Annotated in this window: 22 protein-coding genes; 15 read left to right on the top strand and 7 right to left on the bottom strand. The window is 70.6% G+C overall.

The window, feature by feature from the left end:
- Nucleotides 1-4 precede the first annotated feature (4 nt).
- Nucleotides 5-499: an SRPBCC domain-containing protein gene (locus ACFC1J_RS12240; protein WP_375906139.1), complete on the bottom strand. Its 495-nt coding sequence runs from the start codon at nucleotides 497-499 to the stop codon at nucleotides 5-7.
- Nucleotides 500-515: 16 nt separating this feature from the next.
- On the opposite strand from ACFC1J_RS12240, the gene ACFC1J_RS12235 reads away from it, so the two are divergent.
- The gene (locus ACFC1J_RS12235) at nucleotides 516-839 is read left to right on the top strand and encodes an ArsR/SmtB family transcription factor (RefSeq protein WP_375906136.1); all 324 of its coding nucleotides are present in this window, start codon (nucleotides 516-518) and stop codon (nucleotides 837-839) included.
- Nucleotides 840-988: 149 nt separating this feature from the next.
- Here the strand turns inward: ACFC1J_RS12235 and ACFC1J_RS12230 are convergent, their stop codons facing one another.
- Entirely contained in the window at nucleotides 989-2,980 is a 1,992-nt protein-coding gene (locus tag ACFC1J_RS12230; RefSeq protein ID WP_375906133.1) for a DUF5107 domain-containing protein, read from the bottom strand.
- A gap of 332 nt (nucleotides 2,981-3,312) precedes the next feature.
- On the opposite strand from ACFC1J_RS12230, the gene ACFC1J_RS12225 reads away from it, so the two are divergent.
- The 10 genes from ACFC1J_RS12225 to ACFC1J_RS12180 all read left to right on the top strand — a co-directional run bounded on the left by ACFC1J_RS12225 (nucleotide 3,313) and on the right by ACFC1J_RS12180 (nucleotide 15,587).
- The gene (locus ACFC1J_RS12225; RefSeq protein WP_375906130.1) at nucleotides 3,313-4,464 is read left to right on the top strand and encodes a class I SAM-dependent methyltransferase; all 1,152 of its coding nucleotides are present in this window, start codon (nucleotides 3,313-3,315) and stop codon (nucleotides 4,462-4,464) included.
- Between the two features lie 411 nt (nucleotides 4,465-4,875).
- Entirely contained in the window at nucleotides 4,876-6,216 is a 1,341-nt protein-coding gene (locus tag ACFC1J_RS12220) for a glycine betaine/L-proline ABC transporter ATP-binding protein (RefSeq protein ID WP_375906128.1), read from the top strand.
- A complete protein-coding gene (locus ACFC1J_RS12215; protein WP_375906125.1) occupies nucleotides 6,213-7,160 on the top strand; it encodes an ABC transporter permease in 948 nt (315 codons plus the stop codon). The genes ACFC1J_RS12220 and ACFC1J_RS12215 overlap by 4 nt, the downstream gene beginning before the upstream one ends.
- A complete protein-coding gene (locus ACFC1J_RS12210) occupies nucleotides 7,153-8,082 on the top strand; it encodes a glycine betaine ABC transporter substrate-binding protein (protein ID WP_375906122.1) in 930 nt (309 codons plus the stop codon). Before ACFC1J_RS12215 ends, ACFC1J_RS12210 begins: the two co-directional genes overlap by 8 nt.
- Nucleotides 8,083-8,151: 69 nt before the next feature.
- Complete coding sequence (locus ACFC1J_RS12205) at nucleotides 8,152-8,682, top strand: hypothetical protein (RefSeq protein WP_375906119.1); 531 nt, start codon at nucleotides 8,152-8,154, stop codon at nucleotides 8,680-8,682.
- Between the two features lie 112 nt (nucleotides 8,683-8,794).
- Nucleotides 8,795-9,403 (top strand): DUF305 domain-containing protein, encoded by a 609-nt coding sequence (locus tag ACFC1J_RS12200; protein WP_375906116.1) that lies wholly within the window; start codon nucleotides 8,795-8,797, stop codon nucleotides 9,401-9,403.
- A 262-nt stretch (nucleotides 9,404-9,665) separates the two neighbouring features.
- Nucleotides 9,666-11,177 (top strand): lipase maturation factor family protein, encoded by a 1,512-nt coding sequence (locus ACFC1J_RS12195; protein WP_375906113.1) that lies wholly within the window; start codon nucleotides 9,666-9,668, stop codon nucleotides 11,175-11,177.
- A gap of 143 nt (nucleotides 11,178-11,320) precedes the next feature.
- Nucleotides 11,321-12,580: an alanine racemase gene (gene alr, locus ACFC1J_RS12190; protein ID WP_375906110.1), complete on the top strand. Its 1,260-nt coding sequence runs from the start codon at nucleotides 11,321-11,323 to the stop codon at nucleotides 12,578-12,580.
- Entirely contained in the window at nucleotides 12,469-13,452 is a 984-nt protein-coding gene (locus ACFC1J_RS12185) for an ATP-grasp domain-containing protein (RefSeq protein ID WP_375906107.1), read from the top strand. The genes alr and ACFC1J_RS12185 overlap by 112 nt, the downstream gene beginning before the upstream one ends.
- Entirely contained in the window at nucleotides 13,449-15,587 is a 2,139-nt protein-coding gene (locus ACFC1J_RS12180) for a CapA family protein (RefSeq protein WP_375906105.1), read from the top strand. Before ACFC1J_RS12185 ends, ACFC1J_RS12180 begins: the two co-directional genes overlap by 4 nt.
- On the opposite strand, the gene ACFC1J_RS12175 is transcribed toward ACFC1J_RS12180, so the two are convergent.
- The 5 genes from ACFC1J_RS12175 to ACFC1J_RS12155 all read right to left on the bottom strand — a co-directional run bounded on the left by ACFC1J_RS12175 (nucleotide 15,584) and on the right by ACFC1J_RS12155 (nucleotide 21,673).
- Nucleotides 15,584-16,570 carry a Gfo/Idh/MocA family protein gene (locus ACFC1J_RS12175; protein ID WP_375906102.1) on the bottom strand — a complete coding sequence of 329 codons (987 nt, stop codon included), beginning with the start codon at nucleotides 16,568-16,570 and terminating at the stop codon, nucleotides 15,584-15,586. The genes ACFC1J_RS12180 and ACFC1J_RS12175 overlap by 4 nt on opposite strands.
- The gene (locus tag ACFC1J_RS12170; protein WP_375906099.1) at nucleotides 16,560-17,420 is read right to left on the bottom strand and encodes a hypothetical protein; all 861 of its coding nucleotides are present in this window, start codon (nucleotides 17,418-17,420) and stop codon (nucleotides 16,560-16,562) included. Before ACFC1J_RS12170 ends, ACFC1J_RS12175 begins: the two co-directional genes overlap by 11 nt.
- 344 nt (nucleotides 17,421-17,764) lie before the next feature.
- A complete protein-coding gene (locus ACFC1J_RS12165; RefSeq protein ID WP_375906096.1) occupies nucleotides 17,765-17,929 on the bottom strand; it encodes a hypothetical protein in 165 nt (54 codons plus the stop codon).
- An 18-nt stretch (nucleotides 17,930-17,947) separates the two neighbouring features.
- The gene (gene purL / locus ACFC1J_RS12160) at nucleotides 17,948-20,275 is read right to left on the bottom strand and encodes a phosphoribosylformylglycinamidine synthase subunit PurL (protein ID WP_375906093.1); all 2,328 of its coding nucleotides are present in this window, start codon (nucleotides 20,273-20,275) and stop codon (nucleotides 17,948-17,950) included.
- A gap of 402 nt (nucleotides 20,276-20,677) precedes the next feature.
- Nucleotides 20,678-21,673, bottom strand: coding sequence for an SDR family NAD(P)-dependent oxidoreductase (locus tag ACFC1J_RS12155; protein WP_375906090.1), 996 nt, complete (start codon nucleotides 21,671-21,673; stop codon nucleotides 20,678-20,680).
- Nucleotides 21,674-21,778: 105 nt separating this feature from the next.
- Here ACFC1J_RS12155 and ACFC1J_RS12150 point away from each other — a divergent pair, with 105 nt between their 5' ends.
- The 4 genes from ACFC1J_RS12150 to ACFC1J_RS12135 all read left to right on the top strand — a co-directional run bounded on the left by ACFC1J_RS12150 (nucleotide 21,779) and on the right by ACFC1J_RS12135 (nucleotide 25,510).
- Complete coding sequence (locus tag ACFC1J_RS12150; protein ID WP_375906087.1) at nucleotides 21,779-22,351, top strand: TetR/AcrR family transcriptional regulator; 573 nt, start codon at nucleotides 21,779-21,781, stop codon at nucleotides 22,349-22,351.
- Between the two features lie 82 nt (nucleotides 22,352-22,433).
- Nucleotides 22,434-22,955 (top strand): hypothetical protein, encoded by a 522-nt coding sequence (locus ACFC1J_RS12145; RefSeq protein ID WP_375906084.1) that lies wholly within the window; start codon nucleotides 22,434-22,436, stop codon nucleotides 22,953-22,955.
- 338 nt (nucleotides 22,956-23,293) lie between these two features.
- The gene (locus tag ACFC1J_RS12140; protein WP_375906081.1) at nucleotides 23,294-23,794 is read left to right on the top strand and encodes a hypothetical protein; all 501 of its coding nucleotides are present in this window, start codon (nucleotides 23,294-23,296) and stop codon (nucleotides 23,792-23,794) included.
- Between the two features lie 123 nt (nucleotides 23,795-23,917).
- A complete protein-coding gene (locus ACFC1J_RS12135) occupies nucleotides 23,918-25,510 on the top strand; it encodes an APC family permease (RefSeq protein WP_375906079.1) in 1,593 nt (530 codons plus the stop codon).
- Nucleotides 25,511-25,518: the final 8 nt, after the last annotated feature.

Genomic DNA, 25,518 nt, shown 5'->3' with positions numbered 1-25,518 from the left:
TCTCCTACTTGTAGAAGCCGTCGCGCAGGTTGATGCCGTGCTCGAGCCAGGCCTTGAGCGCCGCGAGCATGCCGGTCCACCCCTCGCAGTTGCCGAAGGCGCTCTTCGCACCGCCCGCGGTCGCCCGCCAGGTCGACTCGGTGATCGTGACGAGCGTGCGGGCGCTGCCGTCGATCGGGGCGAACTCGAACACCGTGCGCGTGGTGCCGGTGTCGTTGCTGCCGGGGGCGGCCGCCCACTCGATCACGATGCGCTCCGGCGCCTTCGCCTCGATCACGACGACCGGGAAGCGTCCGGGGAAGTCGGCGAAGTCCCAGCTGACGTCGGCGTCGGTCTCGAGGCGGCCCCGAGCGCCGCCGGTGGTGAAGTAGCGCGAGAGCTGCGCCGGATCGGCCACGGCCTCGTAGACCTCCGCGGGCGGCCGGGAGACGCGGCCCGAGACGGAGAACGACAATTCGCTGAGCGGAGCCATGTCCGCAGTGACTTCGATCTGAGACATGTTGTAAGATTACAACATGAATGCGGAGAGGGGAACCGGCGACGACGATCTCGTCTTCAAGGCGCTCGCCGCCCCTATTCGGCGGCGGATGCTCGATGCCCTGCGCGAGGCGCCGCGGACCACGGGCGAGCTCTGCGCGTGCTTCCCCGAACTCGACCGCACCACCGTGCTGCAGCATCTGAAGGTGCTCGAGCGTGCCGAGCTCGTGCTCGGGCGCCGCGAGGGCAGGGAGCGGCACCTCACTCTCGCTCCGCTGCCGATCAAGCGGATCCACGATCGCTGGATCGGCGCCTATGCCGCGGCCGCCGTCCAGCTGCTGGACGACCTCGACCGGGGCTGACGGGCTCAGGATTCAGGGCGGGGCGTTGACGCCGCGTTCCGAACTCAGTCGCTATGGTGCCCGAGCATCGAATTCTCCGCCAGGCGGCCCGAATCGACTGAGTTTCGCACCAGCGCGCACCCCCAGCGTCCGTCCCCTAGCTCGGATCCTCAGTCCTCCGGAGCCATCTCGAAGTCGTACCAGGCGGGCACCGGCCGATCGGGGAAGGCCTCGTGCCAGAGCGCCGACATGCTCAGCTCGCCCTCGCGGAGGTTCGGCACCTCGAAGCGGTCCTCGAGGATCCGGCCGGCCGTCTCCCGATCTCCGCCGGCGAGGGCGGCGCGGATCTCCGCCACCCGGAACCGTCCAAGCTCCCGCATCTCCGCGGGCAGGGTCCCGAGCAGGGTGCGCACCTCGTCGGCGCGTCCGTCGGCGAGCAGGGCCTCGGCGAGCTCGAGGGCGAGCGGGACGAGGTCGGGGGCCAGCTCGCGCGCCTCGGCGAGGCGGCTGACGCCCTGTTCCCGCGCCGCAGTGCCGCCGCCGTCGGACTCGCGCAACGCCAGCGCGAGCCCGCGCAGGGCCCAGGCGTTGCGCCGATGGCGCAGCGACGCCTCGTAGTGCGAGATCGCGGTGCCGTGCTCGCCCCGCGTGTGAGCGGAGACGGCGCGGTGGTAGTGCGTCAGCCAGGTGGCGGGGGCCTCGGCGAGCAGGTGATCCCACTCGTCCCCGACGACGTAGGACGCCGGGGCCTCGGAGGGATCCGGCTCCGTGGTGCCCGCGGGCGCGTTGAGAGCGTCGTCGAGGAGCCCTGCCCAGTAGGCGCCCTCCTCGCCGTCGCGGACGAACCGCACGCCGGCGAGAGGATCGAACGCCGAGCCCGTCCGTGCGGCGAGCTGCTGTTCCAGCGCGCCCCAGGGCGAACCGACCGAGAGCAGCGCGTCCGGAGCGATGTCGGCGGCGGCTTCGAGCCGCGCGATACCGGCGGATCCGGCCGCGTCAGCCGTCTGCAGCACCTGGGCGCCGACCGTCGCGACATCCTCGGTCCATGCGCCGTCGAGGCGCGGATCCGCGAGCTGCAGCGGCAGGAACGTCTCGGTCCACTCCCACGTCGCGCCTCCCGGCATGCGCAGGTGCTCGTACTGGGTGGCGGCGAGGCCGGCCTGGATCTCGAAGTAGGCGCCCGTCTCGCCGCCGAGCCAGTCGCACCAGTTCCTTCCGCCAGGGGTGTCGCCCCAGACGAAGAGCTTGCGGCCGAGCAGACGCGCGGTCGAGACGTGCGCGAGGCCGGATCCGTCCGCGTCGACCGCGGCGATCCAAGGGCGGGGCGAAGGTGCGTCGTCGTCTTCGCCATCGGCGGCGTCCGCCTCGAGGCCCGGGGCGAGGTCGAAGAAGTAGTCCGCGGCGGCGGGCGCGGATGCGGGGAGGCGCGGATCCGTCTCCGTCAGGTCCACCCGGCCGAGCGTGCCGTCGTAGCCCGTCATGTACGCGTGCGTCGCCGGGGCGAACACCCGGCTGCCCTCGGTCTGCGCGACGGCGATGTTGGTCCACCAGTACATCCCGGTCTCGCGCTCGCGGGGGTTGCGCACCCGCACGCGCACGTGCAGCGCGGAGCCGTCGAGCGTCGCGTCGAGCTGCAGGATCAGCCCGCGCACGCGCTCGTACTCCCACATCCGCAGGATCGGCTCGCCATCGGCGCCGGTGATCTCGGCGGCGTACAGCGGGGAGCAGGTCAGGGGCCAGTGTCCGCGCATGCCGATGTTCCACTCGGCGCCGCCGGAGAACCAGGCATCGCGCAGCGCGAGGTTCGCGGGCTGCAGGATCGCGTTGCGGTACACGAGGTCGCGGCCTGTGGTCTTGTCGAAGAGGCGCACGAGACGCCCGCCGAGGTCGAGGGCGAACTCCGCGCGCAGCTGCTCGTTCTCCAGCGTCGCGACGCGCATCCGCGCGGGTGTGCGCTCGCGGTCATAGCCGTCCTGGAGCAGGTACGGATGGATCGACGTGACCTGCCCGTACCGGATGTTCGCCGCCATCTCGGCCGGAAGGCCCTCCGTCGTGGCCTGATACGGCGCCTCCGGCATCGCCGCAATCGCAGGGAGGGGGTTCGAGGATCCGACAGGGGCGGTGGGGAGGACGACCTGGGTGACGGTCAACGTTGCGCTCATCGAGGACCAGTATCCCCGCTCCCCCTATGCCCCCGGAAGCCCTCACCCCCGGATCCGCCCCTCCCGCCTCCGAGCCGTCCCCATCAGCGGAGCCCCTGGCGTGCGCTCACGGGGACGACCCGGAGGAAGGGGGCACAGACATGTACCCCGCGTCACTGGCTGGGTGGCGTCCCCCATCTCGGAGTCGTCCCCGCCAGGGGACGCTATGGCATGCGCTCATGGGGACGACCCGGATCCGCCCTTCCCGCACTCCGAGTCGTCCCCATCAGCGGATCCCAGAGCGTGCGCTCATGGGGACGACCCGAAGGTGGTGGGGCGCGTACGCTGGGCGGGTGCCCGAGTTCCCGTATGCGCGGCTGCGCCGGTACCCCGACGTGGAGGCGCCGAACCTGCAGGCGTGGGACGCGACGGACGAACTGCTCGTCGCACGGGCGCTGACCTTGGCGGCCGAGCGCGGGATCGACGGATCCGCGATCGCGGTCATCGGCGACGGCTACGGCGCGCTCGCGCTGGCGCTGACCGCCGCGGGCTTCGACGGCGTGCGCGTGCACCAGGATCTGGTGACCGGACGCAGGGCGCTCGCGCGCAACGCGGCCGAGCTCGGAGCGACGGGCTTCGTCGCGCACGAGCTCGATGCGCAACTGCTGCGCGGGGCCCGGCTCGTGCTGCTGCAGCTCCCGAAGGGTCTCGCCGAGCTCGAGGAGATCGCGGACGCGGTCGCGCGCGCGGCGGTGCCCGACGTCGTACTGCTCGCCGGCGGACGCGTGAAGCACATGACCCTGGCGCAGAACGACCTGCTCGGCCGCTTCTTCGCTCAGGTGCAGCCGCAGCGTGCAGAGCGGAAGTCGCGCCTCATCGTCGCGACGGATCCGCTGCCGGTGCCGCCGGATCCGCCCTTCCCGGTGTCGACGACGCATCCCGAATACGGCCTCACGCTGTGCGCGCACGGCGGGGCCTTCGCGGGAGACCGCATCGACATCGGCACCCGCGTGCTGCTCGACGTGATGCGCGATCATGCCGCCGAGCTCATCGCGCTCTCCCGGCGCGAGGGGTTCACCGCCGTGGACCTGGGCTGCGGAACGGGTGCGCTCGCCGCGTCCCTCGCGCTCGCGGTTCCCGATGCCCGCGTCGTCGCGACGGACCGTTCGGCCGCCGCAGTGCGCTCCGCCCGCGCCACGATGGTCGCGAACCGCGTCGCCGATCGGGTGACCCTTACACTCGATGACGCCGGATCCGAGATCCCCGACGGATCCGTCGACCTCGTGCTGCTGAATCCGCCGTTCCACCTCGGCGCGACCGTGCATGAGGGCGCCGGGCGTCGCCTCATCGACGCGGCCGCGCGCATGCTCCGTCCGGGCGGCGAGGTCTGGACCGTGTTCAACTCGCACCTCGATCATCGTCGTGCGCTCACCGCCGCCGTCGGGCACACCGAGCAGCTCGCGCGCACGCCGAAGTTCACCGTGACGCGGTCCGTGCGCCGCTGAACGAACCCGACGCCGCGAACCCCGAGCCAGCCCCCGAACGAGCCCAGGAAGCAGCCCCCAGAACAAGCCCGAACCGGCCCAGATCCAGCCCAGATCCAGCCCAGATCCAGCCCAGATCCAGCCCTCGAACCAGCGCGCACTCCCTACGCCATCGATCTCGGATTTGCCACGGGATCAGGTTCTCGTTACGTTGGAACGCGGGCCTGACGGCCCAAGACCAGTCCGCGGCCGCGTCCTTCTTTCGATTCTGCTGTGCACGAAGAGGCGTGGGCGTACGGTCGATGATCTCTGCTGAGGATCCGAAATCCTCCTCCTGCGCCGCCCGCATGGCTTCCTTCGAAACGGCCCTGTGATCATCACCCGGGCGAGACCGATGCAGGCCTCCCCTTGAGGTGAGGCCGCGGGGGAAACGTGTCCGAAACCGCTCTGGAAGCGCGTCATCTGTTCAAGGTGTTCGGGAAGAATCCGAACCAGGCCATCCGCCGGCTGAAGGCGGGCGAGAGCCGATCCGAGGTCGCCGACGCCGGCACCGCCGCCGTCATCGACGCGAGCTTCACCGTCAACCGCGGCGAGATCTTCGTCATCATGGGACTGTCCGGATCCGGCAAGTCCACGATCATCCGCATGCTCAACGGCCTGCACGAGGCGACGGACGGATCCGTCCTCGTCGCGGGGGATCCGATCACCGGCATTCCGGCCTCGCGACTGCGCGAGATCCGCCGCGATCGCGTGTCGATGGTGTTCCAGCACTTCGCGCTGCTGCCGCACCGCACCGTCGCCGCGAACGTCGCGTACCCGCTCGAGCTGAAGGGCGTCGGCAAGACCGAGCGCCTGGCCAAGGCTGAGGAGATCCTGAGCCTTGTCGGCCTGGAAGGGCAGGGCGAGAAGCTGCCCTCCGAGCTGTCCGGTGGCATGCAGCAGCGCGTCGGCATCGCCCGTGCGCTCGCCGCCGACACCGACATCCTGCTGATGGACGAGGCGTTCAGCGCGCTGGATCCGCTCATCCGCCGGGAGATGCAGGAGCAGCTGCTCGAGCTGCAGCAGAAGCTGCAGAAGACCATCGTGTTCATCACGCACGATCTGAACGAGGCCATGTTCCTCGGCGATCGCATCGCCGTGATGCGCGACGGCCGCATCGTGCAGATCGGCACGCCGGAGGACATCCTGACGGACCCCGCCAACAGCTACGTCGAGCAGTTCGTGCAGGACGTGGATCGCGCCCGCGTGCTCACCGCCGCGAACGTCATGGAGCGTCCGCGCCCCGTCGTCTCCGAGAACGCCGGCCCTCGCACCGCGCTCAAGCAGATGCGCGATGCGTTCATGTCGGCGACGTACGTCGTCGGCCGCGACCGCAAGCTCATCGGCATCGTGACCGACCGCGACGTCGTCAAGCTGATCCGTCGCGGCCAGAGCACCCTGACCTCGGTGATCAAGCCCGCGGCGCAGGTGGTCGACGAGGACGAGATCCTGATGAACCTGTTCATCCCGGCCGTCGAGTCGCCGCTGCCCCTCGCCGTGGCCGATGCGGAGGGCCGTCTCGTCGGCGTCATCCCGCGCATCACGCTGCTCGCGGCGCTCGGCCCCGGTTCGGGTGCCACGGGCGAGATCAACCTCCCGGTGCTGCCGCTGCCGCAGGCGGAGGTCGATGCGGTCCTCGACGACGGCTGGACCGCCGAGCCCTCGCCGCACACGCCGCACACGCCGCACACGCCGCACACGCCGGACGCGCCGACCGAGGAGGTCACCCGATGAACGTCCTTCCCATCGGATCCTGGGTCGCAGTCGCGGTCGACTGGATCAAGGCCAATCTCGACGGCCTGCTGAGCGTCATCTCGACCGTGGTGTCGTTCCTCGTCGACGGCCTGAGCTTCGTGCTCCTGATGCCGTGGTTCTACGTCGTCATCCTCATCGCCGCGCTCATCGCGTGGCTCGTGCGCTCCTGGCGCCTGGCGATCGGCACCGTCATCTCGTTCGGGCTGATCGTCGCGATGGGCCTGTGGGTCCCCGCGATGCAGACGCTCGCGCTGGTGCTCGTGGCCGGCGCGGTCGCCGTGCTGATCGCGATCCCGCTCGGCATCTGGTCCGCCCGCAATGCGACCGTGCGGGCGGTGCTCAAGCCCGCGCTCGACTTCATGCAGACGATGCCCGCCTTCGTCTACCTCATCCCCGCGATCGTGTTCTTCAGTATCGGCGTCGTGCCGGGCCTCGTGGCCACGGTCATCTTCGCCCTGCCACCAGGGGTGCGCTTCACCGAGCTCGGCATCCGCGGTGTGGACTCCGAGACGGTCGAGGCCGGACAGTCGTTCGGTGCGACGCCGGGCCAGATCCTGCGCGGGATCCAGCTGCCGCTCGCGATGCCGACGATCCTCGCCGGCGTCAACCAGGTCATCATGCTCTCGCTGTCGATGGCGGTCATCGCCGGAATGGCCGGCGCCGATGGTCTCGGCAAGCTCGTGGTCGAGGCGATCTCGACCGTCAACATCGCCAAGGGCGTCGAGGCCGGTCTCGGCGTCGTGCTGATCGCGGTGTTCCTGGACCGGGTCACCGCCTCGCTCGGGTCGCTCGGGGAGCACCCCGCCTCGCTGCTCGGCATGATGGCGCGCCGTCGCACCGCGCGGCGCCTCGCGGCGGTCCCCGCCGCCGCCGTCGCGCCCCCGGAGCTGCCCGCCGAAGAGAAGGAGCTGCAGAATGCGTAAGAGCAGATTCACCGCCCTCGCGGCGCTCGGCGTCGCGGCCGTCCTCACCCTGGCCGGATGCGCGAGCGACGGCGCAGGAGGCACGCTCGAGATGGCGGGCAAGGCCCCGTCGCACGGTGGGGGCTCGGGCGACAAGGGCACCATCACGATCGGCTTCCTGCCCAGCTGGACCGACGGGCTGAGCACCGCGTACCTGCTGCAGGACCAGCTCGGCAAGATGGGCTACGACGTGAAGATGCAGACGCTCTCCGACGCGGGCCCGCTGTATGCCGGGCTCTCGCAGGGCGATGTGGACATCTTCCCGTCGGCGTGGCCCGAGGTGACGCAGAAGGCGTACATGGACCAGTACAGGGGGTCGATCGAGGATCTCGGCACGTACTACGGGAACGCCCGCCTCACGATCGCGGTGCCGACCTACTCCGATATCGACTCGATCGACCAGCTCAAGGGCAGCGCCTCGACCTTCGGCGGCAAGATCATCGGCATCGAGCCCGGTGCCGGCCTCACCGGCCAGGCGCAGAAGATGCTGCCCGAGTACGGCCTGGACGGCGAGTACCAGCTGATCACCTCGTCGACCGCCGCGATGCTCACCGAGCTGAAGTCGGCGACCGAGAAGAAGCAGGACATCGCGGTCACCCTGTGGCGTCCGTTCTGGGCCAACAGCGCCTTCCCGGTGAAGGACCTCAAGGATCCCAAGGGCGCGATGGGCAAGCCGGAGGGGCTGCACTTCCTCGGTGCGAAGGGCTTCGCCGAGAAGCACCCCGACGTGGCCGACCTGATCGGGAAGATCAAGCTCGACGACGCGCAGTACGGCTCGCTCGAGGACATGGTCGTGAACCAGTTCGGCGAGGGCGAGGAGCCCCAGGCGATCGACAGATGGATCCAGGAGCACGGCGGCGACTTCGACTGGGTGCAGAAGTAGCCTCCGGCGCAGCCGCCCGCTGACACCGGCCTCGGTCCTTCCGGATCGGGGCCGGTATGCTGTACCCCCATGGGGTATCGGATCCGAGCGGGGAGCACGTCGACGACGTGGTCGCCGGCGATCGTGCTCCTCGTCTCGGCGCTGATCGCCGGCCTCCTCGGGATGCACGTGCTCGCCGGGCACGGATCCCCGGCGGCGGGCGCTGATCCGACGTCGCACGCCGCGATGGACGGGTTGGCGGTGTCCGGTGAGGTGATGCCCGCGATGTCGGCGTCGACCGGGGAGCCCGTCTCGGCGATGGCGGCCGTGACCGGGGATCCGGTCTCGGCGCCGATGGCCGCCGATGCGACCGCGCTCGTGCCGTCGGCGCACCACGACGCCGCCCCGGCCGGCCTCGGTCACGGGTGCGCGGACTGCGCCGAGCATGCCGCAATGGCGGAGGCCTGCGTGCTCGCGCCGGTCGCGCCCGCCGCGCTGCCGGGGCCGCCCGCCGAGGATCTCCGCCCCGCGATCGCGGCATCCGTCGTCGCCTCTCCGGCCAACGACCCCGCGGATCCGCGCCCTCCGAGCATCTCCGTGCTCTGCATCAGTCGCAGATGAGCCGGCGCCCGATGCGTCCCGCAGCCCCCGGTTTCGCGGGCGGACGCACCGGAACGGCTTCGCGCCCGCCGTCCGGCGGGGCGCGTCATCGACGACGAAAGCAGAGAACGACATGACCATCCGCACCCTCCACCGCGCCCTCGCGATCGGGACCATCGCCCTCGCCGGGATCGCCCTCACCGCCTGCGCGCCCACGGCCGACCACTCCGGGATGCCCGGGATGTCGCCCGGTTCCTCCGCCCCCGCGGCCGGGGACGCCCAGGGGTCCGCGAACGCCGCCGATGCGATGTTCGCGACCATGATGATCGACCACCACCAGCAGGCGATCGACATGAGCGACACGCTCCTCGCCAAGACCGGCGTGGATGCGCGCGTGGTCGACCTCGCGACCAGGATCAAGGACGCGCAGACGCCCGAGATCACCAAGATGCGCGGCTGGCTCGCCGATTGGGGCATGCCGTCCGCGACGGCCGGATCCATGAACCATGGCGACGGCATGATGAGCGAGGCCGACATGGCGGCGCTCGAGGCGGCCTCGGGCGCCGAGGCGGGGAAGCTGTTCCTGCAGCAGATGATCGTGCACCACGAGGGCGCGGTCGACATGGCCCGCACCGAGAAGGCGGACGGCGCGGATCCCCTGGCCGTCGCCCTCGCCAGCACGATCATCGACGCGCAGACCGCCGAGATCGCCGAGATGAAGAGCCTGCTCGCCGCGCTCTGACGGGGAGGCGACTCGGAAGGCCGGACTGAGTCGTCCCGGTCTCCGCGCCCCCCAGTTCCGGGTCGTCCCCGTCAGCGGAGCCTGTGGCGTGCGCTCATGGGGACGACTCGGAGGGCCGGGCTGTGCAGACCGGCCCTCCGCGTCCCCCACTTCCGGGTCGTCCCCGTCAGCGGAGCCCCTGGGGTGCGCTCATGGGGACGACTCGGAGGTGGGCTGCACAGACCACCTGTCCGGAGGCGGGGGGCGCGCGTAGCCTTCCGGTATGGACGGCTTCGCGGCGGTCGACTTCGGCTTCGCGCGTGAGGTGCTCCAGCGGGGCATCGCGGCGCTGTATCTGGTCGCCTTCGTCAGCACGCTGAACCAGTTCCGCGCGCTGCTGGGCGAGCACGGCCTGTTGCCGGCGCCGGAGCTCCTCGCCTGGGCCGGATCCTCCCCGCGCGCCCGCCGGCTCCTCCGCCCGACGCTGTTCCTGCGCGTCCGGTACACGGATCGACGGCTCGTGGCACTGTGCGTCGCAGGGATCGTCCTGTCGGCCGCACTCGTGACCGGCCTGCCGCAGCTCGCGCCGCCGTGGGTGCCGATGGCGTGCTTCCTGCTGCTCTGGCTCGGATACATGTCGATCTCCTCGATCGGGCAGACCTTCTACGGTTTCGGCTGGGAGATGCTGCTGCTCGAAGCCGGGTTCCTCGCCGCGTTCCTGGGATCCGCGTCGCAGCCGCCGCCGACCGCCGTCATCGTGCTGTTCTGGTGGCTCGTGATCCGGCTCGAGTTCGGCGCGGGGATGATCAAGATCCGCGGCGGTCGCGAGTGGCGCGACCTCACCGCGCTCATGTACCACCACGAGACGCAGCCCATGCCGGGGCCGCTCAGCCGGCAGGCGCACCTGCTGCCCCGCTGGTTCCACCGTCTCGAGGTGATCGGCAACCACGTCGCGCAGCTCGGCGCGCCCTGGCTCCTGCTCGTGCCGATCCTCGGACTGTGGGTCCCGGGCGCCGCAACCGGCTCAGCGACCTGGCCGGCGACCGTGGGTGCGGTGGGCGCCGGCGTGGTCATCGCCACCCAGCTCTGGCTCGTCCTGACCGGCAACTTCGCATGGCTGAACTGGGCGACGATCGTGATCGCCTTCTCCGCCGTCGGGATCCCGACAGGCGCGCCGCGCCGCCCGGCGACGGACCTGCCCTGGACGATCGACGGCCTGTCGCTGCCGTGGTTCGCCGTCACCTCGGCGGTGGCCGTGCTCTACGTCTGGCTCTCGGTGCCGGCGGCGCGGAACCTCTTCTCGCGCAGCCAGGCGATGAACGCGTCGTTCAACCGCTGGCAGCTCGCGAACGCGTACGGCGCCTTCGGAACCGTCACGAAGGAGCGGATCGAGATCGTCGTGGAGGGCACGATGCGGCAGGACGCCGACCCGGATCCGGTCGCGGGGGAGTGGCGCGAGTACGGCTTCCGCGGAAAGCCCGGCGAGCTGCACCGCATTCCGGGGCTGTTCGCGCCGTACCACCTGCGCCTGGACTGGCTGATGTGGTTCCTGCCGCTGGGCCGGATGCACGAGGACTGGCTCGCGATGCTCCTCGTGCGACTGCTCGAGGCGGATGCCCCCACGCTGCGGCTGCTGCGACACGACCCCTTCGCGGGGGAGCGGCCGCGCCAGGTGCGGGCCGTCGCCTACCGCTATCGGTTCACGACGCGCGCCCAGCATCGTGAGAGCGGGCGCGTGTGGATCCGCGATCGCCGTCGGGTGGTGGTGCGTCCGCTGTCGCTGGGCGATCGCTAGCGGCGGGCCTGACCCGCTGCGCGGCGGCGCTGCCCGGACCCGCTGCCCGGCACCCGCTGCCTGGCACCCGGTCGACATTCGTATCGTGCCCGTATCGAAATCCGGATACGCTCCGGCAACCCGCCGCTCGCTTGACTCGATCCATGCGATCACCCGCCTCGGAACTCGTCGTCCATGAGGACGCGCTCCGCGAGAACACCGCCCGCATGCGGGCGCTGTCCGGAGGAAGGCTCATGGCGGTCCTCAAGGCGGACGCGTTCGGGCACGGGGACGTCGCCGCCGCGGTACTCGAGGCGGGGGCGGAATCGATCGGCGTGACGAGTATCGACGAGGCGCTCGCCCTCCGGCAGGCGGATGTCGGCGCGCCGATCCTGAGCTGGCTCAATGCGCCGGGCGCCGACTTCGAGACGGCGGTGCGCGAAGGCATCGACCTCGCCGTGCCCGGCCTCGAACTGCTCTTCGAGATCGCACGCGCCGCGCGGGCCGCGGGGGCGACGGCCCGCGTGCACCTGCACATCGATGTCGGCACCGGCCGCGACGGCTGCCCTCCGCGCGACTGGGCGACGCTGTGCGCCCTCGCCCGCGAGCAGGAGGCGGCGGGTGCGATCCGCGTGGTCGGGGTGATGGGGCACATGTCCTGCGCCGACGACCCCCTGAACGGGCAGAACGTGCGCGAGCGCCTGGTGTTCGAGAACGCGATCCGCACCGCGCGCCGTCGCGCGCTGCGCCCGCACCTCCTGCACCTCGCGGCCACGGCGGCGACGATCACCGGCGCGGGAGCGGGATACGGTCCGCACCGCATCGGCGCAGGGCTGTTCGGCATCGACCCGTCGCGCACGACCGATGTTCTGCGGTCCGCGCTGACCCTGACGTCGACCGTCGTGTCGTCCCGCGAGGCGCCGGCGGGCACCGGCGTCGGATACGGCCACGACTTCGTCACCCCGGAGCGCACCCACCTCGCGCTGCTGTCGCTCGGCTACGCCGACGGGCTCCCTCGCGCGGCGTCCGGGCAGGCGGAGGTGCTCGTACGCGGAGAGCGCCGGCCGCTCGTGGGCAGGTTCTCGATGGACATGGTCGTCGTCGACACCGGGGGCGTGCTCCTGCGCCCGGGGGAGCGCGTCACGGTCTTCGGCCCCGGCCGGGACGGCGAGCCGACGGTCGCCGAATGGGCGGCCTGGTCGCACACGATCGAGCACGAGATCGTGACCGCGGTGGGCTCCCGGACCTCCCGGATCCGCCGCACCCTCGACACCTCGACCCCCCGCACGCCCGCACCCTCTGGAGAAACCGCATGCCTCAGCACACCCGCCGCCGGATCGCCGTCATCGGAGGCGGCGCGAACGACGAGCACGCGGTCTCCCTCGCCTCGGCGGCCGCCGTCGCGCGCGCTGTCCGCGCGCTGAGGCACACCGCGGTCCTGCTCACGATCGGCGAGGACGGCGCGTGGCGGGACGAGCAGGACGCGGTGCTGCCCGCCCCTCGCGCGATCGAGCTGCTCACCGGCTGCGATGGGGCGATCCCGATGCTGCACGGCGTCCGGGGCGAGGACGGCGCGATCGCAGGCCTGCTGGAGCTCTGCGGAGTGCCCTCCGCAGGCTCGCCGGTCCGCGCGGGCGCGCGGGGGATGGACAAGCACGTCACGAAGCTGGTCGCGGCATCGCTGGGCATCGCGACGGCGAACGCGCGTCTCATCGAGGCCGGATCCGTGGCGGCGATCACCGGTCTGACCCCGCCCTTCGTCGTGAAGCCCGCGAGCGGCGGATCCAGCAACGGGGTCTTCGTCGTCGCAGATCCCAGCGGCGTCGCCGAGGCCGTCGACCGGGCGAGGGCGTTCGGGGATCCGGTCCTGGTCGAGGAGTACGTCGCGGGGCGGGAGGTGGACGTCGCCGTCTTCCGCGATCGGCACGGCGTGCTGCGCCTCGGCGCCGCGCTCGAGATCGGAGTCTCGTCCGGCGGCGTGTTCGGCGCGGTCGAGAAGTACGACGGCAGCGCCCGGTTCACGGTGCCTGCCCCGATCGGCGACGCCGAGGAGGCGGCCGTCCGCGCGGCGGCGGCCCGGCTCTACGAGGCGCTGGGGTGCGCCGGAGTCGCCCGCTTCGACTTCTTCGTGACCGCCGACGGGCCCGTGCTCAACGAGGTGAACACGGCGCCGGGCATGACCGAGCGCTCGCAGGTTCCGCTGATGTACGCGGCGATCGGTCTCGACTACACCGGATTGATCGCCGAGCTCCTCGACGCGGTGCCGGCGCCGCGGCGGGCCGGGGCGCCCGGATGACGGCTGCCGCGACGGCTCCGACGACACGGCTGGCCTGGGCGGACACCGCCAAGGGGCTGCTGATCGTCCTCGTCGTGTTCTGGCATGTCGTGCTCAAGAGCTACCTCACGATCGACTGGCGCATCGGCCTGCCGATCCCCGGCGCCTGGGGCCTCATCTCCGACCTCGCCTACCCGGTGCGGATGCCGCTGTTCTTCCTCATCTCCGGATGCTTCGCCGCGAACGCGATCGCCCGGCCGTGGGCCGCCGTGCTCCGGGGCCGCGTCCTGCGCTTCCTGTACCTGTATCTGCTCTGGACCCTCATCCACATGGCGACGCTGTGGGCGTTCCCCGACTTCCCGACCCTGGTCCCGAGATCCGTCGCGGCGTTCGTCGACGCGATCACGATCAGCCCGCCGAACGCCTGGTACCTCTATGCCCTCGCGCTCTACTTCCTCGTCGCCAAGGGGCTGCGCTGGTTGCCCGTCTGGATCCCGCTGGCCGCGGCCGCGGTGCTGACGACCGCCGTGGGGGCGGGGCTCATCGACGTCGTCAGCAACCGGGGATCGCTGCTCGCGAACCTGCTCTACTTCCTCCTCGGCACCTCCTTCTCCCGGCAGATCATCGGATTCGCTGCCCGGCCGCGCCCCGTGCTCGCCGCCGGCGCCGTCGTGCTCTACCTGGCGGCGTTCGCGGCCGTGAGGATCACCGGAGTGGAGCTGTTCCCCGGGGTGTGGCCCGCCGTCGCGCTGATCGGACTCGGCGCGGGGATGGCCGTGGCGCCGCTGCTCGCGAGGACGCCCCGACTCGGACCCGGCCTGGGCCGGCTCGGCGGGCGCACGTTGCAGATCTACCTGATCCACATGCCGGTGCTCGCGCTCGTCGACGCCCTGGTGGCGGGGTGGGTGTCGGATGCCGGGAAGGCGGTGCAGCTGGTCGCGGCCGTCGTGCTCCCCGTCGTCCTCACAGCCGTCGTGATCGCGGTCAGCCTGGCGATCGGCGACCTCATCACCCGCGACCGGCTGTCCTGGCTGTTCGACCTGCCGCGCCGGCGCGCTCGCGCCGACGCCGGGATCCGCCCTCGTCTCCCGTGGCGCACGCCCGTCGCCGTGGTCGCGCTGGTGGCCGTCGGCATCGCCTCGACCGGGGCGGCGGCGCTCCCCGCGATGCCGGCACGGATCCCGCAGCAGTCCGCACAGCACGCCGGGGAGGTCGGCATCGGTGCGACCGGCGACATCCTGCTCTACGACGCGAGCCGTACGGTGCCCGCGGACCACGGCGCCGGCCACTTCGACCGGGTGCGCCCCTGGTTCACGCAGGATCTCGTCACGGGCAACCTCGAACAGGCGATCTCGCCCGACACGGGGCACGACAAGTGCGGGAAGGACGCCGACTGCCTCGCCTTCCGCAGCGATCCCGATTCCGTCGCGGGCCTCGCCGGCTTCGACATCCTCAACCTCGCGAACAATCACAGCCGCGACTTCGGGCAGGCCGGCTACGACGAGACCAGGGCTGCCCTCGCGGGCGCGGGCATCCGCGCGGTGGGCGGCAGGGACGAGATCGTCTACACGCGCGTCGGCGGGATCACCATGGCGATGATCGGCTTCGCGCCCTACGGCGAGTTCAACCGGTTGACCGACCTGCGGCGTGTGAGCGCGGTCGTCCGCGCCGCCGCTGCGCGCGCGGATGTCGTGATCGTGCAGGCGCACATGGGTGCGGAGGGGCCGAACGCGGACGCGGTCACGCCGGGGACCGAGACGATGTACGGGGAGGACCGCGGGGATCCTGTCGCGTTCTCCCATGCGGCGATCGACGCGGGAGCGGATCTCGTCCTCGGCCACGGGCCGCACGTGCTGCGCGGGATGGAGTGGTACCACGGCCGGCTCATCGCATACAGCCTCGGCAACTTCGGCGGCGGGGGCGTCTTCGGCAAGGACCCCGCCACGCGCTACGGGGCCTATCTCTCGGTGCGGCTGCGCGCGGATGGGACCGTGATCGCGGGCCGCGTGCAGTCCGTGCGATTCGACTATCTCGATAGGGTCCCCGTGCCGGATCCCGACGGCGGGGCCGCGCGCCTCATGGATCAGCGCGGGCACCGCGACTTCCACGGCGCCGCGGTGCGCGTCGGGCCCGACGGCGTGATCGCGATGCCCTAGACAGGGATCGGCGCGCCGCCCGCCGCGAGCGAGGCGTAGGCGGCATCCACGACGGCCACCGCCGCGACGCCGTCGGCCGGGGTCACCAGGGCAGGGCGCCCGGTGCGGATCGCCTCCGCGAAGTCGGCGATCTGGGCGCGGTAGGGGTGGTCCTCGGTCTGCGGCGGGAGGTATCCGGTATCGGCATCGACCGACGAGGCGCGCGCAGTGCCGCCGGCCTCCGCGGCGCTGTCGTGCGCAAGCGCCCCGGCGGTGCCGACGGCCTCGATCGTGGTGCGGAACGGCGTTCCCTCGCCCAGCCAGCCGCCGTCGATCCGCGAGGTGACGCCGTTCGCGTGGGTCAGCTCGACCGTCGCCGTCACGGGGGCCGACAGGCGTCCGTCGATGCTGGGCGGATCCTGCCTCGCGCTCACCGAGGTCACGGTGCCGGCGAGCCAGAGCGCCTGGTCGATGTCGTGGATCAGCAGGTCGCGGATGAGTCCGCCGCCTGCGTTCTCGTCGTAGAACCATGCGGTGGTGGGACCCGCGCCGGCACGACTCAGGCGCAGGGTCTGCAGCGCCCCGATTCCGCCGGCGACGACGGCCTGCTGGATCCGCCGGTAGGCGGCGAAGTATCGCACCACGTGCGCGGGGAGCAGCCGCACGCCCGCCGCATCCGCCGCGTCCGCCATGCGCTGCGCCTCGGCCGAGGTCAGCGCGAGCGGCTTCTCGCACACGACGTGCCGCCCGCGCGCGATCGCACGCAGGGCGAGGTTGAGGTGCGTCGGGGTGGGGGCGAGGATGCCCACGATGTCGACCCGGTCGATGAGCGCGTCCGCGTCCTCCGCGATCTCCGCACCGAAGCGCTCCGCGAGCGCGGTCGGCCGGGTGCGCGAGGAGATCACGCATTCCGCGCCGAGCGCCTGCCACGCGTCGAGGTGCGCGGCGGCGATGGCGCCCGCGCCGATCAGCCCGACCCGCGGCGGCGCGCTCTCACCCGGCATGGTGTCCGTGCTCCGGGTTGCGCGACGGCGCGGCCTGCCGCAGCGGATCGGCCTTCGCGAGAGGGTCCGGGACCGGGATCGGATCCGCGACCGGCTCCGCGGTCACGGGCTCGGGGGCGCGACCGGGCTCGAGCTGGAGCGCGACCTTCTTCTCGAGGTTCTCGACGGCGGCGTCCGAGAGGTCGATGAGGCCGTCCAGTTCCTCGCGCACGCGACGATAGGCGGTCTGTCGTTCGGCAGGCGTGGCGGACTGGTCGACGGCGACCTTGAGCAGGTGCTGCGCGCGTTCGAGACGCTTGCGCTCGTCGTCGGTGAAGGTCGAGTCGCGCAGCCGACGGGCGTCCTTCTCCGCGATCTCGAAGGCGACCGCGTAGTTGCCGACCGCATCGAGGTATTCGGAGACCTGCTGCTCTGCGACCTTCGCGTCGGAAGCACTCGGACGCAGTGCATCGGCGATCTTCTTGGCGCGCAGGAAGGCGGCGGTCAGCGGTTGGCGTCCGTCGCTCATCGCGGGGAACGCGATCATCTTCGCGACGTCGAGCTCGTAGTCCAGCCAGCGGGCGGTGATCCCGTCATGTTCGGCGAACAGGCGTTCGAGCAGCTCCTTCGACGCGTTCGCGTGTTGCACGGCGGCCTCGCGGGGGGACGGCTGCGGCGCGATCTGGCCCCTCGCGGCGAGCTGGGCGGCCTTGATCTCGCCCTTCAGGCGCAGCGTCTCCAGCTTTTGCTTGTGGTGCTGGCGGGAGAGGGACTGCACCCGCCCGGCGATGGCGCCACCCACGCCCATGAGGGGGAAGATGATCCACCAGTGGCCGCCGAACCACGCGAAGATCTGGTTGAGAGCGTCCATGATGCCCCTCAGCCTATTGCGCACGGATCCGCGGTGCGGGCGAGGACGTCTGCCGGGCGATGCCGAGCACCCGTTCGCGATCGGTGGTGTTCGCCGCAGGGGTTGCCTATCTGGTATATCGGTTGCATCATCATCGAACGGGGTCGTGCACGGCTCCGATCGGCCCAGCGGGACTTGGGCCGGGTGGGGCGCCTCGACCTTCAGTGGCCGTTCCCCAGACGGCGGGCCGTTCCCCAGACGGTCGGCGAGGCGCTCTGCCGCCCGTTCGCGACGCCGCCCGTTCGCGACGCCGCCCGGATCCTCGATCGTGGTCCTCCCGCCCTGCGCGCGCGCAGGCCTGCGCCTCAGCCGAGCAGCACCGCGAGCACGGTGGATCCGCCTCCCACCAGGATGAGCGCGACGATCACGACCCATGCGGTGATGCGGATCCGGCGCTGCCGTCGGGTGCTGTAGATCGAGAGGTCCTCGGTGGTCCCTGAGTTCGTCGAAGGGTCGGGGGTGCTGTTCATGAGCGTCCTCGCGGGCCGTCAGGCGCCGACCGGCTCCGCGACGGTGGGGCCGAACGCGGCCGGAAGGGTCGCCTGGGCGGTCTCGCGCAGTTCGTCGACCGAGATCGTGAAGACGTCCTGCACCTCGAGCTGCGGGGCACTGTCGGTCACTCCGATGCGCAGCACGGGGTAGCCCCGGCCCTCGCAGAGGCCCTGGAACTTCACGTCGTCCTCGCGGGGCACGGTCACGATCACGCGGCCGGCCGACTCGGAGAACAGGGCCGTCGCGGCGTCCACGCCGTCGCGCTCCATGAGCTCGGTCAGCCACACGCGGGCGCCGACGCCGAAGCGCATGACGCCCTCGGCGAGGGCCTGGCCGAGGCCGCCCTCGCTCAGGTCGTGCGCGGAGGAGATCAGCCACTCGTCGCGCGCCGCGCCGATCAGGCCGGCCAGACGCTTCTCGCCGGCAAGGTCCACCTTGGGCGGCAGGCCGCCGAGGTGGCCGTGGATGACATCGGCCCAGGCGGATCCGGACAGCTCGGTGGAGGTGGTGCCGAGCAGGTAGATGTTCTGCCCCTCGTCCTGCCAGCCGGAGGGGATCCGGCGCGAGACGTCGTCGATGATGCCGAGCACGCCGACCAGCGGGGTGGGGTGGATCGGCACGTCTCCGGTCTGGTTGTAGAACGAGACATTGCCACCGGTGACCGGCGTGCCGAGCTCGAAGCAGCCATCCGCGAGGCCGTCGACCGTCTGGCCGAACTGCCACATGACCTCGGGGTTCTCGGGGGATCCGAAGTTCAGGCAGTCGGTGATCGCGGTGGGCTCCGCGCCCGTGACGGCGACGTTGCGGTACGCCTCGGCGAGGGCGAGCTGCGCACCCGCGTAGGGGTCGAGCTGGCTGTAGCGGCCGTTCGCGTCGGTCGAGATGGAGAAGCCGAGGCCCGACTCCTCGTCGACGCGGATCATGCCGGCGTCGTCGGGGAAGGCGAGGGCGGTGTTGCCGAGCACGTAGTAGTCGTACTGGTTGGTGATCCAGCGGGTGTCGGCGAGGTTCGGGCTCTCCAGCAGCGCGAGGAACTGCTGGGTGAGCGCCTCGGGGTCGTTGTCGCGGGGGAGCAGCTCGGCTGCGTCGGCCTGCAGCGCGTCGATCCAGGTGGGGTAGGCGACCGGGCGGTCGTAGACCGGGCCGTCGACGGCGACGGTGGAGGGATCCACGTCGACGATGCGCTCGCCCTGCCAGTCGATGATGAGGCGGCCGTCGCCGGTGACCTCGCCGAGGACCGAGGTCTCGACGTCCCACTTCTTCACGACGGCGAGGAACGCGTCGAGCTTCTCGGGGGCGACGATCGCCATCATGCGCTCCTGCGACTCCGACATGAGGATCTCCTCAGCGGTCAGGGTGGGGTCGCGCAGCAGCACGTTGTCGAGCGACACGTGCATGCCGGAGTCGCCGTTCGCGGCCAGCTCGCTCGTGGCGCAGGAGATGCCCGCGGCGCCGAGATCCTGGATCGCCTCGACGAGCTCATCGCGGTACAGCTCGAGGCAGCACTCGATGAGCACCTTCTCGGCGAACGGGTCGCCGACCTGCACGGCGGGACGCTTGGTCGGGCCCGTCGAATCGAACGAGTCGGAGGCGAGGATCGACGCACCGCCGATGCCGTCGCCGCCGGTGCGGGCGCCGAAGAGGACGACCTTGTTGCCGACGCCGGTGGCGTTCGCGAGCTTGAGGTCCTCGTGGCGCAGCACGCCCACGGCGAGCGCGTTCACGAGGGGGTTGGCCTGGTAGACGGCGTCGAACACCGTTTCGCCGCCAATGTTCGGCAGGCCGAGGCAGTTGCCGTAGAAGCTGATGCCGGCGGTGACGCCGTGCACGACGCGGGCCGTGTCGGGGTCGTCGATCGCGCCGAAGCGCAGCGCGTCCATGACGGCCACAGGGCGGGCGCCCATCGAGATGATGTCGCGGACGATGCCGCCGACGCCCGTGGCCGCACCCTGGAACGGCTCGATGAAGGAGGGGTGGTTGTGCGACTCCGCCTTGAACGTGACGGCCCAGCCCTCGCCGACGTCGATGACGCCCGCGTTCTGGCCCATGCCGACCATGAGGCGCTTCTTCATCTCGTCGGAGACCTTCTGGCCGAACCGGCGCAGGTAGTTCTTCGAGGACTTGTAGGAGCAGTGCTCGCTCCACATGACCGAGTACATCGCCAGCTCGCCCGATGTGGGGCGGCGGCCCAGGATCTCGCGGATCCGCGCGTACTCGTCGTCCTTGAGGCCGAGCGCCGCGTACGGCTGCTCCTTCTCCGGAGTCGCTTCTGCGTTGGCGACCGAGTCGGGGACGTGGTCGGTGGGGGTGTTCGGAGAGGTCACGCGGGCTCCTGGAGCGAGGGGAGGCGGGGCAGGACCCAGTCTACTTGCGGTGGAGAGGGTCGGTCCGCCGCCGTTCGCGCCGCTCCGGCCGCCGCTCTGCGCCGCGACGATCCGCACACGATGTGACGATCTGCACACGGATCCGGCCGAATCCTGTGCGGATCGCGACGCGCTGTGCGGATCGTCGCGCCCGAGGGGCTCTGGGGTACTCAGAGATCCAGGGTGGCCTCGTCGGGGAGCTGGATCCCTCCGGACGTGTTGGCGGAGTTCGCGTAGGCCTGGATGGGTCGCGGGTCGATCTCGGGCGGCGTCGGCACTTCTGCATAGAAAAGATCCGGGTCCACCAGCGAAAAGACCCGGGCCAATACCGAATCGGCCCGGGACTTGGGGTGTCGCGGCGGACTACTGCACCGACCAGCCGCCGTCCGAGGCGAGGATCGCGCCGTTGATGTTCACGGCGTCGTCCGAGAGCAGGAAGGTGATCGACGCCGCGAGGTGCTCGGCCGTGGCCACGGTGGGGATGGCCTGCTGGAAGGGCGCGAGTCGGCCGGATCCGTATTCGGACATGCGCGGCGGCATCGGGATCCCGGTCGCGACGCCGCCGGGGGCGACGGAGTTCACGCGGATCCCCTTCGGCCCGTACATGAAGGCCGCGGACTTGGTGACGCCGATGATGCCGTGCTTGCTGGCCGTGTAGGCGTTGCCGGACGCGTTGCCGCGCAGGCCGGCCTCGCTCGACACGTTGAGGATGGATCCACGGCCCGCCGCCTCCATGAGCGGCAGCACCGCGCGCATGAGCTTGAACGGCGCGGTGAGGTTGATCGCGATCACGCGGTCCCAGACGGCGTCGGGCGTCTCGCCGGCGGGGGAGAAGTCGTCGTTGATGCCGGCGACGTTGGCGAGGCCGTCGATGCGGTCGCCCGCTGCGGCGACGACCCGGTCGATCGCGTCCTGCTGGGTGAGGTCGCCGGCGACGGTCACGATGCCGGGGAGTTCCGCGCTCAGCGCGTCGAGCTTGTCCGCCGCGATGTCGCAGGCGATGACGCGGCCTCCCTCGCGGGCGATGCGGGAAGCGGTGGCCTTCCCGATTCCGGATGCGGCGCCCGTGACGATCAGGGTCTTCCCGGTGAAGCGTCCGGGCGTGACCTGCTCCGTCCAGCCCCGCGGCTCGGCGTCCTCGGGGATCACTCCGCCGTTCGCCGCCCGCACGAGGTCGTCGACCACGGACTGCGGCATGGCGCCCTGGCTCATCACGACGAGCTGCTGCAAGGGCAGGCCGAGCACGGGGGTGAGCGAGTCGGCGCTCGCGCCGGACTGCGCCAGCAGCCCGCGGATCAGCTCGCCACCAGCCGGATCGGCCAGCCAGTCGCCGATGGAGGAATTCGCGGTCAGGGCCATGGGTGTCTCCTTCGTTCGCTCGTGGATCCGGTCGTTCGGCTGCGATCGAGTTTCGCAACGGCGCGTCCACTTATTCACGAGCGTACACCTCGCTACCCTCGGAGGGTGCCTCGTCCGCGCAGTGAGAACGCCCGCCAGTCCGTGCTGGCGGCGATGCGTCGCGCGCTCGCGGCAGACGGCTACGACGCCGTGACGATCGAGGGCCTGGCCGCCGAGGCCGGTGTCTCGAAGCAGACGATCTACCGGTGGTGGGGATCGAAGGCGGCGATCCTCGGCGAGGCCCTGCTCGAGGGCTCGCTCCCGGGCGCCGACGTCGCTCTGCCGTTCTCGGCAGACCTGGCGGCGGACCTGCGGGCGTGGTTCGCCACTGCGGGCGAGCACCTGTCCCGCTCCGAGAACGTGGAGCTCGCCCGTGCGCTCATCGCCGTGACCGCGACGGATCCGGAGCTGGGTATGGCCCTGAACCATCGGTTCGCGGATCCGATCGTGACGTGGATCGTCGCCAGGATCACCCGTGCGCAGGACGAGGGCGCGGTGCGGCCTGACGCGGACCCGGCTGCCGTCGCGGACCAGTTCGTCGCAGCGACGTCGTACGCGGCGCTGCTCGGCCGTCCCCTGACGGCCGAGCGCGTGGACGCACTCGTGGACCTTGTGATGCACGGGCTCGCGGTGCGCTGAGGCTCGTTTGCCCGACGCATCCGCCCGCCGGGCCTGTGGATAACTTCTGCGGCGCTCCGGAGGACCTAGCTACGGTATCGGGATGAATCCCCGGCGCAGTGCTCTCATCACCACGGCCGTCGTCGCTGCCGTGATCGCGCTCGCCGGCTGCACGCCAGGCCCGGCGCCCACACCGACGCCCACCCCGCTGTTCGCGAGCGAAGCGGAGGCCTTCAAGGCGGCGGAGCAGGTGTACCGGGACTATGTCGATGCGGCGAATGCTCAGCAGAACGGGGCCGTGGATGTGGACCCGCAAAAGTACCTTGCTGGGACTGCTCTGGCTGATGATGTCAGATCCGTCCGCGACTTCGAGAAGTCGGGATTGAAGATCACGGGTACTTCCATGATCAAGTATTTTCGCGCGCAGTCTTTCGAGCCGAAATCCGATGGGGTCGAGAGTCTCGCATGCCTCGATGTCTCTCAGAGTCGAGTCGTGAACTCCGCTGGAGTGGACGTGACACCGAACAATCGGCAGTCATTGGTGGGTCTTTCAGTGCGAATGGCTCCTGACCGAAGCGGGCTCAAGATCGTATCCCTCATTCCGAACGAGCTGTCGTGCCAATGATGATCGCGAGGGCGGGGATGATGGCGGCGGTGGTGGCCCTCGTCTTCCCTGGGTGGGCGCTTCTCCCGTCGACCGGCGCTGGTCCTGGACGGGATCAGTCATCAGCGTGCACTTGGCGTGAATCTCAGGTCGGGCTTTGTGGGGCCAACGACGGCGATGTCAGTATCGGCGAGTCAGAAACAACTGGTGGTGGTTCCGAAGGTGAGACAGGCACGCCAGAGAATTCCGACGATGCAGCCGCCGAACCGTCCCCGCAGGAGGTCTGCGCGGCAACGCCAGGACCGCCGAGCGCCTACTGCCGTTCGCTCAGGCCGGTAGGCGTAGTGGACGCGGCACCGATGTCCGGCACACCGGGCTGGAGCGTCACCGTCACCGACCTCGCCCGTTTCGTTCCGTCCGCAGCCACCGTCGAGGGTGAGCCCGGCAATGTCGCGGTGGTCGGCCTGCCCGCCAACTTCCTCAGCAGCGCGAAGACCGAGACCATCCCCGGCACGGTCCTGGGGCGATCGCTCACGATCCGCTTCACTCCCGTGAACTACGCCTTCGACTATGGCGACGGACACCGCCGAGACAGCGCCGGACCGGGCACCGCATGGGACGCGAATGGCCAAGCCCAGTTCACGCCGACGAGCACGAGCCACGTCTACAAGGAGGCCGGCCGCTACACCGTCTCTGTCGCCGTCACCTACGCCGCGGATATCGACCTCGGCAGCGGCTGGATCCCGATCCGTGGCACCCTGAACGGCCCGCCCGCAAGCCAGGAGATCCGTGTCGTCCAGGCACACACAGCACTCGTCCTCGGTACCTGTCATGAGCGCCCGTCGGCGCCCGGCTGCTGAACGGGATTCCACAACTATTCAGCCAACCCATAAGGTCGTAACATCGCGGCACGCGGTCATGAGCTCCCGATCCGCTCCCCCGACCCCCGCACACGCGCGACCCACGCAGGAAGCAGGACTCTCATGGCAGAGAAGTACGACCAGGCCACATCGGATCCGGCGACACGAACCCTCGACTCGGTCACCGGGATCAGCAAGAAGGGTCTTCCGACGGGAACCGTCGGCGTACTCGGCGCCCTCGTGATCGGCATCTCGACGTGCGCGCCCGCCTACACGCTGACGGCAGCGGTCGGCCCGGCAGCGAGCGAGGTCGGCTACCAGACGCCTGCCATCTTCCTCATGGGCTTCATCCCGATGCTGCTCGTCGCGCTCGGCTATCGCGCCCTCAACTCGGCGATGCCCGACTCCGGCACGTCCTTCACCTGGGCGACGCGCGCGTTCGGTCCCTGGATCGGCTGGATGGCGGGATGGGGCCTCGTCGCGGCGACGGTGCTCGTACTGTCGAACCTCGCCGGCATCGCGGTGGAGTTCCTGTTCCAGTCGATCAGCATTCTCGTCGGGGATCCGTCGATCGCCGATCTGGCGTCGGACAAGTTCATCAACATCCTCGTGTGCCTCGCGTTCATGGCGCTCGCGACCTATATCTCGTACCGCGGCATGACGTCGACGAAGATCTTCCAGTACATCACCGTGATCTTCCAGATGGCCGTCATGGTCTGGTTCGTCGTCGCGATGTTCGTGGGCGCGGGCGACCCCGCCAACAAGCAGGCGAAGATGCCGGAGCTGAGCTGGTTCAACCCGTTCGAGGTGTCGAGCTTCAGTGCCTTCGCCGCGGGTATCGCAGTCTCGATCTTCGTCTACTGGGGCTGGGACACGGTGCTGACCATGGGCGAGGAGACGAAGCCGTCCAAGGGCCGGCTGTCGACCGAGAGCAAGGCGGCCATGATCCTGGTCGGGATCCTCGTCGTCCTCTACGTCGGCACCGCGACCGCGACCGTCGCCTACGCCGGACTCGGCGATGGCCCGACCGGCCTCGGCAACCCCGACATCATCGAGAACGTCTTCGCGGCGCTCGCTCACCCGGTCATGGGGCCGGCGGCGATCCTGCTCTCGCTCGCGATCCTGGTGAGCGCCATGGCGTCGATCAACTCCACGGCCATCTCGCCCGCGCGCACGCTGCTCGCGATGTCGCACTACGGCGCGCTGCCGGCGGCGATCAAGAAGGTGCACCCGAAGTACAAGTCGCCGCATGTGGCGCTGCTGCTCTCCTCGGTCGTCGCATCCGTGTTCTACGCGGTGATGCGTTTCATCAGCGAAGACGTGCTGTGGGACACGATCACCGCGCTCGGCATGATGGTCTGCTTCTACTACGGCATCACAGCGCTGGCGAGCCCCTGGTACTTCCGCAAATCCGCGTTCCGCGAGGGCCTCGGATCCGTCATCTCGAAGGTCGTGCTCCCGGGTATCGGCGGGATCCTGCTGCTCATCGTGTTCGTGAAGACGACGATCGATGCGATGGATCCGTCGGCCGGATCCGGCAGCAACATCGCCGGAGTGGGCCTGGTCGGCATCATCGGCGTGACGGTGCTCGGGATCGGCGTGATCCTGATGTTCGTGCAGGCCAAGGTGGATCCGGCGTTCTTCCGTGGCGAGCGGCTCGCGCAGACCGACGCCACCAGGGACACGTCGGCGCAGGTCTTCGACGACGGGCTGTAAACCGGCGG

This window comes from Microbacterium sp. NPDC056052 (genome assembly GCF_042266785.1).
In the GTDB taxonomy this organism is placed as follows: Bacteria; Actinomycetota; Actinomycetes; order Actinomycetales; family Microbacteriaceae; genus Microbacterium.
Note: the sequence above shows the minus strand (reverse complement) of the source record. Positions and strands in the feature narration are given on the sequence as shown.